Genomic DNA, 14995 nt, shown 5'->3' on the forward strand with positions numbered 1-14995 from the left:
GTCAGAGCACCTTTCCGGTCGCGGAGGGGGCGGAGGAGGGGCCGGCGCCGGTGTCCTCGTCCGCCTCGGGGCGGCGGAGCAGGGCGATGGAGCCGGAGACGGTGGTGGCCTTGAGGGTGCCCCGGCCCGCGCCGAGGGTGCCGCTGACGGTCTTGGCGCCCCACTGGCCCCCCACCCGGAGGTCCTCGAAGGCGTTCGACACGGAGCCGCTGGTGGTGCTGGCCTCGACCCGGGCGTCGGCCGGGTGCGGCAGCCGGATGGCGACCTCGCCGGAGACGCTGGTGAGCCGGATGTCGGCGGGCGGGCCGTCGAGCCCGGCCGGGTCGAGGTCGACGACCATGTCGCCGCTGACCGTCTCGGCCCGCACGGAGCCGCCGGCGCCCTCGATCACCGTCACGTCCCCGGTCATGGAGTTGGCCCGCAGGGCGCCCGTGACCGACTGGGCCTCCAGGCTCCCCGAGACGCTCTCGGCGCGGACCGGGCCGGAGAGGCCCAGGAGGGTGGTGTCGCCGCTGACGCCGCGCACCTCCGTACGCCCCCGGACGCCGGAGACGACGACCTCGGCGCCGACCACGCCCACCTCGACGTCGGCGCCCGCGGGGACGGCGACGGAGACGACGGCCCGGCGCCGGTACTCCTGGCGGTCGAACAGCTTGAGGACGTGCTTCCACTGGAGGTCCTCGTAGCCCACGGTCAGGGTGGAGCCGTCCTGCGACACGAGCAGGGGCGGGCCCTCGACCTCGGACACCTCCACGCGGGCGGAGTCCTCGTCCGTCCCCACCACGTTCACCGTGCCGTTGACGACGCGGATCCGCAGGCGCGTCACGGGGTCGGCCGGCGCCAGTTTCGTCGGCTCGGTGACGGACCACTCTGTCATGGTGCTGACCTCCCGCATCGGCAACGCAACATATCGCGTCTCTCGATGAACACGATATATCGCGGTCGAGTGAAGTCAACCCCGACTCTTCCCTGAGACGCGAGGTGCAATCACTGCTTTAGCGGGACAAATTGACCTAGCGTAGGGGCATGAACGCGACATCCGGACCGAAGCCCGTCGGGGCGCTGCTGCTCTGCCGCGCCGATCCCCCGGCGGTCCGGCCGCCGGCCCGGCTGCTCGGGGAACACCTGCTCCTCGCCCCCGCCGGCCCCGGCTGGAGCGTCCTCGTACCGGAGGGGAAGCCCTGGCTGCACGGCGGGGAGCCCGTCGAACGGGTCGTCACCGGCTGGGCCACCGCCCTCGCCGTCCCGGCCGCCACCTGGCCCGTCGTCGCGCTGTGGTGGGACCGCGACCGGGCCGGACTCACCCTGGCCGCCGGCTTCCGCCGCACGGTCGGCTACACCTGGCTCGCGGACGGCACCCCCGTCGGCGAGGACGAGGCCATGCGCACCTTCGCCGCCCGGCTCGCCCTCGACCCCGTCCTCGACGTGCAGGCCCTCGAACCGCTCACCGCCCCCGACCCGGAGGCCGACGCCCACAGCCGGCTCGTCGGGATCGCCGCGGTCCTCGCCCGCGCCGGCCTCGCGCTGCCCACCGGCCTCGTCCCCGGCGACCACGCCGACCGGCTCCGCTCCGTCGCCCTCGCGCAGGGCGCCGAACCGCTCGAACGGTCCGGTCGGCGCGACGCGGTGCGCGCCGAACTGGACGTGGTGGAACAAGGCCCCCTCGGCCCGTACCTGCGCGGCCCACGGGCGCGCGTGCTGGGCGGGGCGCAGCTCTTGGCGGGGGTCCCGCTGCTGCTCTGGGGCGCCGGACGGCGCAGCGGCGGCTGGGCGACGGCCGGCGCCCTGCTCGTCGCGCACGGCGCCCTCGGACTCGCCTACGACCGGCTCAGGGAGCACTGACCGTACGGCGTCCGGGGGCGCGGCAGCCCCCTACTCGTCGTCCTCGTCCTCGTCGTCCAGACGGGCCAGCCAGGTCGCGAGGCGCTCGACCGGCACCTCGAAGTCGGGGTTGAGGTCGACGAACGTCCGCAGCTGCTCGGCGAGCCACTCGAAGGTGACCTCCTCCTCGCCGCGCCGCTTCTCCAGTTCCTCGATGCCACGGTCGGTGAAGTACATGCGATCAGGATAGGCCGTGTCCCGCACGCCCCCGCCGCCCGCCCGGGTCCGGGAACGCCGGAGGCCCGGCACCCCGTGGGGGATGCCGGGCCTCCGCCCGTCACGCGCGAGCGGTACGGATCAGGCGTCGAAGACCTCGTCGACGAGCTGCTGCTGCTCCGCCTGGTGGCGCTTGGCCGAGCCGACCGCCGGGGAGGAGGAGTGCGGACGCGAGATCCGGCGCAGGCGCTCGCCCGCCGGGATGTCCGCGCCGACCGCCAGGTCGAGGTGGTCGATCAGGTTGAGCGCGATGAACGGCCAGGCACCCTGGTTCGCCGGCTCCTCCTGCGCCCAGATGTACTTCGCGGCGTTCGGGTACTTGGCGATCTCGGCCTGGAGCTCGGCACCCGGCAGCGGGTACAGGCGCTCCACGCGGATGATCGCGGTCTCCGTGTCACCGCGCTTCTGGCGCTCGGCCTCCAGGTCGTAGTAGACCTTGCCGGCGCAGAAGACGACCTTGCGGACGTCGGCCGGGTTCGCCGTCGTGTCGCCGATCACCGGGCGGAAGCCGCCGGTGGTGAACTCCTCCACCGTGGACGCCGCGGCCTTCAGGCGCAGCATCGACTTCGGGGTGAAGACGATGAGCGGCTTGTGGTGCGGGTTGTGCACCTGCCAGCGCAGGAGGTGGAAGTAGTTCGACGGCAGCGTCGGCATGGCGACCGTCATGTTGTCCTGGGCGCACATCTGGAGGAAGCGCTCCGGGCGCGCGGACGAGTGGTCCGGGCCCTGGCCCTCGTAGCCGTGCGGCAGGAGCAGCGTGACGCCTGAGGTCTGGCCCCACTTCTGCTCGGCGGAGGAGATGAACTCGTCGACGACGGTCTGCGCGCCGTTGACGAAGTCGCCGAACTGGGCCTCCCAGACGACCAGGGCGTCCGGGCGGGCCAGCGAGTAGCCGTACTCGAAGCCCATCGCCGCGTACTCGCTGAGCAGCGAGTCGTAGACGTTGTAGTGGGCCTGGTCCTCGGCCAGGTAGAGCAGCGGGGTGTAGTCCTCGCCGGTCTCCTGGTCCACCAGGACCGCGTGGCGCTGGCCGAAGGTGCCGCGGCGGGAGTCCTGGCCGGAGAGCCGGACCGGGGTGCCCTCCATCAGCAGGGAGCCGATGGCGAGCGTCTCGCCGAAGCCCCAGTCGATGGTGCCGTCGTCGAGGGACGCGGCGCGGCGCTGCATCTGCGGGAGCAGACGCGGGTGGACCGTGATCCGCTCCGGCACGTTGACCTGCGACTCGGCGATCCGCTTCACGACCTCCTGGGAGACCGCGGTGGTGACGGAGACCGGGAACTCGGCCTGGGCGTCCGGGACGTGCACCGAGGACGAGGCGGTGGTGGTGGCCTCGCGGACCTCCGCGAACACCTTCTCCAGCTGGCCCTGGAAGTCCTGGAGCGACTGCTCCGCCTCCTCCAGGGTGATGTCGCCGCGACCGATGAGCGACTCGGTGTACAGCTTGCGCACCGAACGCTTCTTGTCGATCAGGTTGTACATCTGCGGGTTGGTGAACGAGGGGTTGTCGCCCTCGTTGTGACCGCGGCGGCGGTAGCAGATGAGGTCGATCACGACGTCCTTGTTGAACGTCTGGCGGAACTCGAAGGCGAGCCGCGCGACGCGGACCACGGCCTCCGGGTCGTCGCCGTTCACGTGGAAGATCGGCGCCTCGATCATGCGGGCCACGTCGGTCGCGTACATCGAGGAACGCGAGGACTCCGGGGCGGCGGTGAAGCCGACCTGGTTGTTGATGACGATGTGGACCGTGCCGCCGGTGCGGTAGCCCCGCAGCTGCGACATGTTCAGCGTCTCGGCGACGACGCCCTGGCCGGCGAAGGCCGCGTCGCCGTGGAGGGCGACGGGCAGGACGGTGAAGTCCGTGCCGCCCTTGTTGATGACGTCCTGCTTGGCGCGGACGACGCCCTCCAGGACCGGGTCGACCGCCTCCAGGTGCGAGGGGTTGGCGGTGAGCGAGACCTTGATCTGCTCGCCGTCCAGGCCCGTGAAGGTGCCCTCGGCGCCCAGGTGGTACTTGACGTCGCCGGAGCCGTGCATCGACTTCGGGTCGAGGTTGCCCTCGAACTCGCGGAAGATCTGCGCGTACGACTTGCCCACGATGTTCGCCAGGACGTTCAGCCGGCCGCGGTGGGCCATGCCGATGACGACCTCGTCGAGGCGCGACTCGGCGGCCGAGTCGATGACCGCGTCGAGCAGCGGGATGACGGACTCGCCGCCCTCCAGGGAGAAGCGCTTCTGGCCGACGTACTTCGTCTGCAGGAAGGTCTCGAAGGCCTCGGCGGCGTTCAGGCGGCGCAGGATCCGCAGCTGCTCCTCGCGCTCCACGCGGGAGTGCGGGCGCTCGACGCGGTCCTGGATCCACTTGCGCTGCTTCGGGTCCTGGATGTGCATGAACTCGACGCCGGTGGTGCGGCAGTACGAGTCGCGCAGCACGCCGAGGATGTCGCGGAGCTTCATCATCGACTTGCCGGCGAAGCCGCCGACCGCGAACTCGCGCTCCAGGTCCCACAGGGTGAGGCCGTGCTCGGTGATGTCCAGGTCGGGGTGCTTGCGCTGCTTGTACTCCAGCGGGTCGGTGTCGGCCATGACGTGGCCGCGGACCCGGTAGGAGTGGATCAGCTCGAAGACCCGCGCGGCCTTGGTGACGTCGTCGTCGTGCGAGGCGTCGATGTCCCGGAGCCAGCGGACCGGCTCGTACGGGATGCGCAGGGCCTTGAAGATCTCGTCGTAGAAGCCGTCCTCGCCGAGGAGCAGGTTCGAGACGATCCGCAGGAACTCGCCGGAGGCGGCGCCCTGGATGACCCGGTGGTCGTACGTCGAGGTCAGGGTCATGACCTTCGAGATGCCCAGCTTGTTCAGGGTGTCCTGGGAGGTGCCCTGGAACTCGGCCGGGTAGTCCATCGAGCCGACGCCCATGATGACCGACTGACCGGGCATCAGACGCGGCACGGAGTGGACCGTGCCGAGGCCGCCGGGGTTGGTCAGGGAGACGGTGACGCCGGAGAAGTCCTCCATCGTCAGCTTGCCCACGCGGGCGCGCTTGACGATGTCCTCGTACGCCTGCCAGAACTCGAAGAAGTTGAGCGTCTCGGCCTTCTTGATGCCCGCGACGACGAGCTGGCGGTCGCCGTTGGGCTTCACCAGGTCGATCGCGAGGCCGAAGTTCACGTGCTCCGGCTTGACCAGGGTCGGCTTGCCGTCCTTCTCCGCGAAGGAGTGGTTCATGGACGGCATGGCCTTGATGGCCTGCACCATGGCGTAGCCGATGAGGTGGGTGAAGGAGATCTTCCCGCCCCGGGCGCGCTTCAGGTGGTTGTTGATCACGATCCGGTTGTCGAAGAGCAGCTTCACCGGGACGGCGCGGACGGACGTGGCCGTCGGCACCTCCAGGGAGGCGTTCATGTTCTTCGCGACCGCGGCGGCGGGACCGCGCAGCGTGATCAGCTCGGGACCGGCCGGGGCCTCGGCGGCCGGAGCGGCCTTGGCGGCGGGCTTCGCGGCGGCGGGCGCGGCCTGGGCGGCGGCCGGCTTGGCGGCCGCGGGGGCCGCCTTCACCGCGGCCGGGGCGGCGGGAGCCGCGGCCGGCTTCTGCGCGGCGGGGGCCGGAGCCGGAGCAGGGGCGGGCACGGAGGCCGGAGCGGCAGGCGCGGCCTGTGCGGGGCCCGTCTGCGTCACGGCCGGAGCGCTCGGCGTGCTCTGGGCGGGCGCCGGGGCGGCCGGGGTCTCCGACGCTCCGGGCTTGTAGTCGGCGAAGAAGTCCCACCAGGCACGATCGACCGAATTCGGGTCCTGGAGGTACTGCTGGTAGATCTCGTCGACGAGCCACTCATTGGCACCGAAGGCGGTCGCAGGGTTCTGGCCCTGCCCGTCTTGGTCGGTCGGGGAGCTCGGGGTACTGGGGGACTGAGACGACACGGCGGCAACCGCCCTCTTCCGCTTCACAAGGTGATGGACAGCGGAAATAAAGGCTACGCCTGTCCGGCCGGGAGGTGCAGGCCGGGCACTCCAACGTCGCGCAAGTCACACTTGACGGGGTGTTTCGGAGCCGTGAATGGCGGGAAACAAGCGTGGTTCCGCTGGTGTGAGGGTACGGAAAAGCATCGGCACGGCCCCCTTCGGCCGCACCCCTGATCGCACCCCGTTCACGTGCGCGGAGGTCTCGCCCCCGTATACGCAGAACGTGTTCTTCCGGTTCGAACCCTACGTCAATCCGTCGGTGGACGACTGCCCGGAAGAGTGACTCTGATGCGGCACCCGCGTGATGATTCGGCCACACCGATCTCGCCGCCGTGCAGATCGACCGCCCAGCGGGCGATCGCGAGCCCCAGACCCGTCCCGCCGTCGCTGGCCGGACCCTGCCGGCGCGAGGCCGAACCCCGGTTGAACCGCTGGAAGACCTTGTGCCGCTCCGACTCCGGGATGCCGGGACCCTCGTCCTCGACCTCCAGCTCCAGGGAGTCCGGATACCGGCCGCGGCGGGCCCGCACGGTGACCCGGCCGTGCGGCGGGGAGTGCTTCACCGCGTTGTCGATCAGGTTCGCCATCACCTGGTGCAGCCGCTCCGCGTCCGCGTGGGCGACCAGTTCGGGCGGCGACACGTCCAGGTGCAGGTGCACGTCCGTGCGGTTGTGCAGGCCCGAGGTGGACGACAGGCCGCGCTGGGACGCGGCGAGGTTCGCCTCCCGCAGGACCCCGGACAGATAGGGCCACACCTCGAAGCGGCGTCCCCGCAGGGCGACGACACCGTTGTCAAGGCGTGACAGGTCGAGGAGCGTCTCCACGAGCCGGCCCAGCCGCTCGGTCTGCTTGAGCGCCGACCGCATCGTCTCGGGATCGGCCTCGGAGACCCCGTCCACGACGTTCTCCAGGACGGCCCGCAGCGCGGCGATCGGGGTCCGCAGCTCGTGCGAGACGTTGGCCACCAGCTCCTTGCGGTGCCGGTCCACGGCCTCCAGGTCGTCCGCCATGCGGTTGATCGTCGACGCGAGGTCGCCCAGCTCGTCCCGCCGGTCCGCGCCCCGCACCCGGCGGCTGAAGTCGCCGCGCGAGATCGTCCCGGCCACCGTGGTCATCTCGTCCAGCGGGGCCGTCAGGGACTGGGCCACGAACTGGGTGATGAGCAGGGTCGCGATCATCGCGAAGATCGTGATGTACCGGAACTCGGTGGAGGTACGGATCGCCACCAGGGCGAGGCAGGAGGTCAGCAGGACCGCCCCGACGACGAGCGCGCCGAGCTTGGTCTTGATGGAGATCACGATCCGGCGGCGCCGCCGCCCGCCACGGGGGCCGCCGGGCCCGCCGGACTCACCGGCCCCGGGATCCCCGAGCCCGCCCGGCTCCCCGAGCCCGCCCGGCTCCTCGGTCCCCTTCGGCTCCTCCGGCCCTCCGGGCCTCCGGGGGCTCATGGCGCCGGGGTCTCCAGCGCGTAGCCGACGCCGTGGACCGTGCGGATCCGCTCGGCCCCGATCTTCCGGCGCAGCGCCTTGATGTGGCTGTCCACGGTCCGGGTGCCCGAGGCGTCCGCCCAGTCCCACACCTCGGCGAGGAGCTGCTCGCGGGAGAGGACCGCGCGGGGCGTGCTCGCCAGGCAGACGAGGAGGTCGAACTCGGTCGGGGTCAGGTGCACGTCCTCCGTCCGGACACGGACCCGCCGCTGCGCGTGGTCGATCTCCAGCTCGCCCAGGCGCAGGATGCCGCTGCGCGGGGTGACCGCCGCGAGCGCGGCCCGCTCGACCCGGCGGAGCAGCACGTGCACCCGGGCGGCCAGCTCGCGCATCGAGAACGGCTTCGTCATGTAGTCGTCCGCGCCGACGCCGAGGCCGACCAGCATGTCGGTCTCGTCGTCGCGGGCGGTCAGCATGAGGACCGGGACGGGCCGCTGGGCCTGGACCCTGCGGCACACCTCCAGGCCGTCGAAACCGGGCAGCATGATGTCCAGGACCATCAGGTCGGGCTGCCAGGCCTCGGCGGCGTCGACGGCGGCGGGGCCGTCGGTCGCGGTCTGCACGAGGAAGCCCTCGGCGCGCAGCCGGGCGGAGATCGCCTCGACGATCGTGGTGTCGTCCTCGACCACCAGGACGCGCCGCTGGGCCCCCGGAGTGGCCGCCGCACCGTGGTGAGTGGTGTGTGTCTGCTCCATTGCCCCGCCTCGCGTCGCCGATGTCGGTGCAGCAGCCTAGAGGTACCGGCGGTGTCCCGGCTATCCAGGAGTCAGCCGGGACGCACGGCGAGGTGGACCGCGTCCGGGACGCCCCGGGCAACGGGGATCTCTTCCGTCCGTACCCCGCTGAATCCGGCATTCCGCAAGGTTGCTTCGAAATCCCCGGAGGGCCGCGCGGACCACACGGCGAGGATCCCGCCGGGGTTCAGCCGGTCCGCGCAGGCCGCCAACCCCTGGGCGGAGTAAAGGGATTCGTTGTCCTCGGTGACGGTCCAGTCGGGGCCGTTGTCGATGTCGAGGCAGAGGGCGTCGTAGGTGTCGGCGGAGGTGCGGACGTGCTCCACCAGGTCCGTGTGCAGGATCACGGTCCGGGGATCGGCGAGCGCGGCCCCGGAGATCGCGGCGAGCGGGCCCCGCCGGTGCCAGTCGATGATCGCCTCCTCGCGCTCGGCGACCACGATCCGGCCCCAGCGGGGGTCGGCGGCGGCGTGGGCGAGGGAGAAGCCGACGCCGAGGCCGCCGACGAGGACGGAGGCGCCGGCCCGGCGCTCCTCGGGGAGCGAGGCGAGGGCCGCGTCGACCAGGAGCCGCTCGGAGCGCCCGTCGGAGGTGTCCATCAGGAAGGTGCCGTTGGCGATGATCTCGTAGTGCTCGTCGCGGCGCCGCAGGACGACCTCTCCGTGGGGTCCTTCGCGCCGTTCGAGGGTCACGGTTCCCGACATCGTCACTCCGCTCTCGTCGTCCCGCCGGATGGTTCCCGTCATCCTGGCCGCGCGGTGGTGACGATCACAAACGTGTTACGGGACCGGCCGCTCGTGGCCCGCCCCCTCTCCCGGGAGGCCCTCCTCCCACCCTCCGACCAGCTTCGGCTCGGCCCCGCCCCGACCCCGGGAGGTCTCGGGCCGGACGCCCGGAGCGCACCGCCCACGGGTCCGTCCGGCGTCCCGCCCCTTGAGCGCCCGCCGCCGCGGGCAGCGGGCCGAGGACGACGGCCGGAAGCCGGTCGGAGGGGCGCCCCGGCCTCAGGGGCTCGTCGGCGGCCCGCCCTCCGGGAGGGCGTCGAAGACGCGCTGGAGCGCGGGCGGCCGGTCGCCGTCGCCCGCGACGACCACGCGGTGGCGGTAGGCCACCTCGTACTGGAAGCCGTCGGCGATCGGCCGTCCGGTCGGCCGCGCCGGGACGAGGGCGAACGCGGGGTCCTCCAGGGCCGCGCGCAGTTCGGCGGCCTCGGCGGGGGTCTGCCGGCCGGTCCGGGGCGGCTTGTCGCCGGAGCGGATCGTCCATCCCCCGTCCCGGTGGACGACGAGCCGGTTCCGGACCCCGGCGAAGCCGCCGGTGACGGTCACCCGGACGAGGACCTGACCCGGCCGGGGGTCGTCCCGCGGGGCGCTCGGCCCGGTCGTGGCGCCGGGAGTGCTCGGCCCGGGCGCGGTTCCGGACGTACTCGGTCCGGGCGCCGGGCCGGACGCGCTCGGTCCGGGGGTGCCCGGCCCGGACGCGCTCCCCGGTGCGCCGGGCGCCGGGGGAGCCCCGGTGTCCACGCCGCAGCCGGTCGCGCCGCCCGCCAGGACCGCCGCGAGCAGCACGGCCCCGCATCGCCTTCCCCGTCCGCCTCGCCTCGTGGGACTCATGGGAGGAGCATGCCCGGCGGGGCGCCTCCCCGCAGCCGGACGACCGGATTCCGCCGCCGTCCGGAGGGTCCCGGGCTCAGTCCTCCCCCCGTACGATCCCGGTCAGCGGCCCCCGGTACTCCCAGCCCAGCGCGGCGTAGAGCTGTCGGCCGTCCGTGGTGGCGGAGAGCACTCCGGTCGCGGCGCCCGCCTGCGCGGCGGCGGCCTCCAGGGTGAGCATGACGTTCGCGCCGAGGCCCCGGCGCCGGTGCGCCGCGTCCGTCTCGATCTGGTCGGCCACGGCGGTGGCGCCGGTCGGGGCGATCTGCCCCCGGGCGGCGAGGGTGCCGTCCGGGGCGAGGATCCGGACCCGGACGACGCCGTCCCGGACCTCGACGGTCCGGGCGTACCCCTCGGGCGGCGCGGGGCGGACGCCGGGGTCCAGCGGCTTGACCATCATGAAGCCGGGGTCGTCGGGGATCGTCCACCCCTCGGTGATCCACGGCGCCACATCCCCGGCGTCCGCCATCACCTTGAGCCAGCTGTACGGCTCGGTGAGCCGCTCGCAGAGCGCGCCGACGGTGGCCGCGTCGGGGGCGGGCAGCACGTGCCGCAGGACGTGCCGGGGGAGCCCGACGTCGATCCGGTACCCCCACGGCTGGTCGACGGCGGCCGGGGTGCCCCGGGAGACGGTCCAGCCCTCCACCCAGGCCGATGTAATGGCTCGCATATCCATGGAGGGATTACATCGGCTGTTCGGTGAGGCGCGCGAGAGTGATCGCTCAGAGCGAACGGACGTCCGGGAACATTCACGGGCTCACATGCATTGAGTCCGTACAGCTCAACTTGACTGCCGAAGGGGAGATCATGGCTTCTGAGTCCATGGCGTCCGCGCCGCTCACTCTGCCTGTGCTGCCGCTCGACGACGAGGTCGTGCTGCCCGGAATGGTGGTGCCGCTGGACCTGTCCGACAACGAGGTACGGGCCGCCGTCGAGGCCGCCCAGGCCGCCGCACGGCCGGGAGGAGGAAAGCCGCGGGTGCTGCTCGTGCCCCGCGTCGACGGCACCTACGCCGGAACCGGCGTCCTCGGGACCGTCGAGCAGGTGGGACGCCTGTCCGACGGCGACCCGGGCGCGCTCGTGCGCGGCCGCGACCGCGTCCGCATCGGTGCCGGCACGACCGGCCCCGGCGCCGCCCTGTGGGTCGAGGGCACCGCCGTCGAGGAGACCCTGCCCGACCCGCTGCCCGGCTCCGTGACCGAGCTGGTCAAGGAGTACAAGGCGCTGGCCACCACCTGGCTCAAGAAGCGCGGTGCCTGGCAGGTCGTCGACCGCGTCCAGCAGATCGACGGCGTCGGCGCCCTCGCCGACAACTCCGGCTACTCGCCCTTCCTGACCGTCACCCAGCGGATCGAACTCCTGGAGACCGCCGACCCGGTCGCCCGGCTGCGCCTCGCCACCGCCCAGCTCCGCGAGCACCTCGCCGAGCAGGACGTCGCCGAGACCATCGCCAAGGACGTCCAGGAGGGCGTCGACAAGCAGCAGCGCGAGTTCCTGCTCCGCCGCCAGCTCGAAGCCGTCCGCAAGGAGCTCCGCGACCTCAACGGCGAGGCCGAGGGCGACGAGTCCGACGACTACCGCGCCCGCGTGGAGGCCGCCGACCTGCCCGAGAAGGTGCGGGAGGCCGCCCTCAAGGAGGTCGAGAAGCTGGAGCGGTCCAGCGACCAGTCCCCCGAGGGCTCCTGGATCCGCACCTGGCTCGACACGATCCTCGAACTGCCCTGGAACGAGCGGACCGAGGACCGGTACGACATCCGGGGCGCCCGCGCGGTGCTCGACGCCGAGCACGCGGGCCTGGACGACGTGAAGGAGCGGATCACCGAGTACCTGGCGGTGCGCAAGCGGCGCGCCGACCGCGGTCTCGGCGTGGTCGGCGGGCGCCGGGGCGGCGCCGTCCTCGCCCTCGTCGGCCCGCCCGGCGTCGGCAAGACCTCCCTCGGCGAGTCCGTCGCCCACGCGATGGGCCGCGAGTTCGTCCGGGTCGCCCTCGGCGGCGTCCGGGACGAGGCGGAGATCCGCGGCCACCGGCGCACGTACGTGGGCGCCCTGCCGGGCCGGATCGTCCGCGCGATCAAGGAGGCCGGGTCCATGAACCCGGTGGTCCTGCTCGACGAGATCGACAAGGTCGGCTCCGACTTCCGCGGCGACCCCGCGGCGGCGCTCCTCGAAGTCCTCGACCCGGCGCAGAACCACACCTTCCGCGACCACTACCTGGAGGTCGAGCTCGACCTCTCCGACGTGGTCTTCCTGGCCACGGCGAACGTCCTGGAGTCCATCCCGGAGGCCCTCCTCGACCGCATGGAACTGGTGCGGCTCGACGGCTACACCGAGGACGAGAAGGTCGTCATCGCCCGCGACCACCTGCTGCCCCGGCAGCTGGAGCGGGCCGGTCTGGAGCCCGGCGAGGTCGTCCTGGAGGAGGCGTCGCTGCGGAAGCTGGCCGGCGAGTACACCCGCGAGGCGGGCGTCCGCACCCTGGAGCGGACGGTCTCCCGGCTGCTGCGGAAGGTCGCGGCCCAGCACGAACTGGGCGACCGCGAGCTGCCGTTCACGGTCCGCCCGGAGGACCTGCGGGAGCTGATCGGGCGCCCGCACCACGTGCCCGAGTCGGCGCAGGACCCGGCCGAGCGCCGGACGTCCGTGCCGGGCGTCGCCACCGGACTCGCGGTGACCGGCGCGGGCGGCGACGTCCTCTTCGTGGAGGCCTCCCTGGCCGACCCGGAGACCGGCGCCGCAGGCCTCACCCTCACCGGACAGCTGGGCGACGTGATGAAGGAGTCGGCGCAGATCGCGCTCTCCTTCCTCCGCTCGCACGGCGCGGAGCTGGAGCTGCCCGTCACCGGCCTCAAGGACCGGGGCGTGCACATCCACTTCCCGGCGGGCGCGGTCCCCAAGGACGGGCCGAGCGCGGGCGTCACCATGACGACCGCCCTGGCCTCCCTGCTGAGCGGCCGGCTCGTCCGCACGGACGTGGCCATGACCGGCGAGGTCTCCCTCACCGGCCGGGTGCTGCCGATCGGCGGCGTGAAGCAGAAGCTGCTCGCCGCGCACCGGGCGGGCATCACGACTGTCGTGATCCCCAAGCGGAACGAGGCCGACCTGGACGACGTCCCGGCCGAGATCCTGGAGAAGCTGGAGGTCCACCCCGTGACGGACGTCCGGCAGGTCCTGGAGATCGCCCTCGCCCCGGCGGAGGTGCCGGTGGGCGTGGCCGCGTAACCCCTCGTCAGGAGCGGGGCGTTCCCTCGGGGGCGCCCCGCTCCGGCACGTCCGGACGCGGGTCCGGGGGCGGGTCCGCGATGTCAGCCCCGGCTGTCATGATCGTACGCATGAACGAAGACGCCTTCTGGGCTCTCATCGACGAGTTGAGCGGCCGTCCCGGCACCCGGGACGAGCGGCTGGAGTGGCTGGAGGGGGAGCTGCTGCGACGTCCGGCCGAGGAGAGCGTGGCGTTCCAGGTGCGCCTGGAGAAGGCGTGCGGGGCGGCCGACACGCACGCGCTGTGGAGGGCGGCGAACCGGATCGAGGGCGGCGGCTGCACGGACGACGGCTTCCACTACTTCACGCTCTGGCTGGTGGGCCAGGGGCGGAAGGTGTACGCGTCGGTGCTCGCCGACCCGGACGCGCTGGCCGACGTGTCCGACGTACGGGCGCTCGTGGGGCGGCACCACGACGACTGGGACGACGACGAGTGGCCCGAGTGGGAGGAGCTCGACTACGTCGCCCAGGACGCGTACGACGAGCTGACCGGCCAGGAGGACGACGACGGGGAGGAGTTCCTCGAAGCGGTGGAGGCCGCGGAGGAGGACGAGGGGGAAGAGGACGAGGAGCGCGGGGCGGCCGGGCCGGAGGGGTCGGCCCTGCCCCGGCTCACCGCCCTCTTCCCGCCCGGGCCGTCCGGCTCCTAGGGCGTGTGTCGAAAGTGGCGTCGTCTGCCCGAAGGGCAGGCGGGACTTTCGACACACGCCCTGGGGCGTGCCGGGCGCCGCACGGCGAGATCCTCGGCGCACGCCCCGGGTCCCGCCCGGCCCCCGTCGGGACGGGCGGGACCACCGGTGACGCGTGGGGGGCGCGTCAGGAGGCGGACGTGTTCCGGCGGCGGCCCAGGAGCAGGCTGCCCGCCGCGAAGGCGGCGAGGGCGCCCGCGCCCGCGAGGGCCGGCATCAGGGGGGAGGAGGTTCCGGCGGCCTCGGCGGAGAGCGCCGGGGGCTGCTCGTCGCCGCCGTGGCCCGCGTGGCTCACGGTGGACAGGGCGGCGCCCGCCGCGATCTTCGCCTCGGTCGGGGCCTGCGCCTTCGCGCCGTTCGTCGCCGTGCCGGACTGCGCCGGGGCCCCGGCCTTCGCCGCCGTGCCGCCGAAGGTGACGTCCGAGCAGCTGTAGAAGGCCTCGGGGCTGTCGTTGCGCTGCCACACCTTGTAGACGATGTGACGGCCGGTGCGGGCCGGCAGGGTGCCGGTGAAGTTGTAGTAGCCGTCGGTGGCGGCGCGGGTGGTGTTGTACACCGCGACCGGGGTCGCGTCCAGGTCCGACCACTTCAGGGGCTGGGTCGGGTCGAAGCCGGCCTTGGTGATGTAGACCGTCATGGTGCCCGAGTGGGCCGCCGTCGCCCGCACCTTGAAGTCGAAGGAGCCCGCGGCGACCGCCGTCGCCGGCCAGTCGGTGCGCGCCCAGTCCAGGGCCCGGTACTTCGCGCGGTTCGCCGAGCAGAGCTTGCCGTCCGGGATGAGGGTCCGGTGCTGTCCGTCCGCGTTGGCGATGTTGACCTCGTTCCAGTCGTAGAGCGGCTGGGTGCCGGAGTCGGCGACGAGGTCCTTGCACACCTGCGACCTGGGCGTCTCGGGGCCCTCGGCGTAACAGGCGGCCACCCGGCTCACGGGGTTGAAGACGGCCCCGTGGGCACTGGCCGCCGTGGGGGTGAGACCGACGAGCGCGGCGGCGGACAGGGCCGCGGCGCCGGCGGCGGTGGCACGGCGGGCGGAAGGCAGGGAGGGCATGCGGGGGCTCTCTCTCGTGCGTGGGGGAGTACGGGACGAGCAACGCGCGCGGGGCGCAAGGAAGTTGAATTCCGGG

General features: G+C 73.0%; 12 protein-coding genes. 3 read left to right on the forward strand and 9 right to left on the reverse strand.

Annotated elements, in window-relative coordinates; translation table 11 throughout:
• Position 1: 1 nt before the first annotated feature.
• The gene (locus AB0398_RS02890) at positions 2–877 is read right to left on the reverse strand and encodes a DUF4097 family beta strand repeat-containing protein (RefSeq protein WP_366371844.1); all 876 of its coding nucleotides are present in this window, start codon (positions 875–877) and stop codon (positions 2–4) included.
• 149 nt (positions 878–1026) lie between these two features.
• Here AB0398_RS02890 and AB0398_RS02895 point away from each other — a divergent pair, with 149 nt between their 5' ends.
• Positions 1027–1842, forward strand: a complete 816-nt coding sequence (locus AB0398_RS02895) for a hypothetical protein (RefSeq protein WP_366371846.1) — start codon at positions 1027–1029, stop codon at positions 1840–1842.
• A gap of 30 nt (positions 1843–1872) precedes the next feature.
• On the opposite strand, the gene AB0398_RS02900 is transcribed toward AB0398_RS02895, so the two are convergent.
• The 7 genes from AB0398_RS02900 to AB0398_RS02930 all read right to left on the reverse strand — a co-directional run bounded on the left by AB0398_RS02900 (position 1873) and on the right by AB0398_RS02930 (position 10600).
• The gene (locus AB0398_RS02900; protein ID WP_007266501.1) at positions 1873–2058 is read right to left on the reverse strand and encodes a DUF6104 family protein; all 186 of its coding nucleotides are present in this window, start codon (positions 2056–2058) and stop codon (positions 1873–1875) included.
• A gap of 120 nt (positions 2059–2178) precedes the next feature.
• Positions 2179–6009, reverse strand: coding sequence for a multifunctional oxoglutarate decarboxylase/oxoglutarate dehydrogenase thiamine pyrophosphate-binding subunit/dihydrolipoyllysine-residue succinyltransferase subunit (locus tag AB0398_RS02905; protein ID WP_366371848.1), 3831 nt, complete (start codon positions 6007–6009; stop codon positions 2179–2181).
• Positions 6010–6299: 290 nt separating this feature from the next.
• Positions 6300–7499: a HAMP domain-containing sensor histidine kinase gene (locus AB0398_RS02910; protein ID WP_366371850.1), complete on the reverse strand. Its 1200-nt coding sequence runs from the start codon at positions 7497–7499 to the stop codon at positions 6300–6302.
• Positions 7496–8233: a response regulator transcription factor gene (locus AB0398_RS02915; RefSeq protein ID WP_366371852.1), complete on the reverse strand. Its 738-nt coding sequence runs from the start codon at positions 8231–8233 to the stop codon at positions 7496–7498. The genes AB0398_RS02910 and AB0398_RS02915 overlap by 4 nt, the downstream gene beginning before the upstream one ends.
• A 71-nt stretch (positions 8234–8304) precedes the next feature.
• Entirely contained in the window at positions 8305–8976 is a 672-nt protein-coding gene (locus tag AB0398_RS02920) for a spermidine synthase (protein WP_366371853.1), read from the reverse strand.
• Positions 8977–9276: 300 nt separating this feature from the next.
• Entirely contained in the window at positions 9277–9840 is a 564-nt protein-coding gene (locus tag AB0398_RS02925) for a hypothetical protein (protein WP_366371855.1), read from the reverse strand.
• Positions 9841–9961: 121 nt separating this feature from the next.
• Positions 9962–10600, reverse strand: a complete 639-nt coding sequence (locus tag AB0398_RS02930; protein WP_366371857.1) for a GNAT family N-acetyltransferase — start codon at positions 10598–10600, stop codon at positions 9962–9964.
• 131 nt (positions 10601–10731) lie between these two features.
• Between AB0398_RS02930 and lon the strand changes: the two genes are divergently transcribed.
• Entirely contained in the window at positions 10732–13143 is a 2412-nt protein-coding gene (gene lon / locus AB0398_RS02935) for an endopeptidase La (protein ID WP_366371858.1), read from the forward strand.
• A 110-nt stretch (positions 13144–13253) separates the two neighbouring features.
• On the forward strand, positions 13254–13832 hold the full coding sequence (locus tag AB0398_RS02940; RefSeq protein WP_366371859.1) for a DUF4240 domain-containing protein: 579 nt from the start codon (positions 13254–13256) through the stop codon (positions 13830–13832).
• Between the two features lie 166 nt (positions 13833–13998).
• Here the strand turns inward: AB0398_RS02940 and AB0398_RS02945 are convergent, their stop codons facing one another.
• Positions 13999–14910, reverse strand: coding sequence for a lytic polysaccharide monooxygenase (locus tag AB0398_RS02945; RefSeq protein WP_366372342.1), 912 nt, complete (start codon positions 14908–14910; stop codon positions 13999–14001).
• Positions 14911–14995 lie beyond the last annotated feature (85 nt).

The sequence above is a fragment of the Streptomyces sp. NPDC086147 genome, assembly GCF_040702165.1.
GTDB lineage: Bacteria > Actinomycetota > Actinomycetes > Streptomycetales > Streptomycetaceae > Streptomyces.

What these genes read in the sequence shown, in the direction of transcription:
- AB0398_RS02915 (WP_366371852.1), bottom strand. Translation starts at nt 8,233, where the DNA reads ATGGAGCAGACACACACCACTCACCACGGTGCGGCGGCCACTCCGGGG.
- AB0398_RS02940 (WP_366371859.1), top strand. Translation starts at nt 13,254, where the DNA reads ATGAACGAAGACGCCTTCTGGGCTCTCATCGACGAGTTGAGCGGCCGT.
- lon (WP_366371858.1), top strand. Translation starts at nt 10,732, where the DNA reads ATGGCTTCTGAGTCCATGGCGTCCGCGCCGCTCACTCTGCCTGTGCTG.
- AB0398_RS02900 (WP_007266501.1), bottom strand. Translation starts at nt 2,058, where the DNA reads ATGTACTTCACCGACCGTGGCATCGAGGAACTGGAGAAGCGGCGCGGC.
- AB0398_RS02890 (WP_366371844.1), bottom strand. Translation starts at nt 877, where the DNA reads ATGACAGAGTGGTCCGTCACCGAGCCGACGAAACTGGCGCCGGCCGAC.
- AB0398_RS02930 (WP_366371857.1), bottom strand. Translation starts at nt 10,600, where the DNA reads ATGGATATGCGAGCCATTACATCGGCCTGGGTGGAGGGCTGGACCGTC.
- AB0398_RS02910 (WP_366371850.1), bottom strand. Translation starts at nt 7,499, where the DNA reads ATGAGCCCCCGGAGGCCCGGAGGGCCGGAGGAGCCGAAGGGGACCGAG.
- AB0398_RS02895 (WP_366371846.1), top strand. Translation starts at nt 1,027, where the DNA reads ATGAACGCGACATCCGGACCGAAGCCCGTCGGGGCGCTGCTGCTCTGC.
- AB0398_RS02920 (WP_366371853.1), bottom strand. Translation starts at nt 8,976, where the DNA reads ATGTCGGGAACCGTGACCCTCGAACGGCGCGAAGGACCCCACGGAGAG.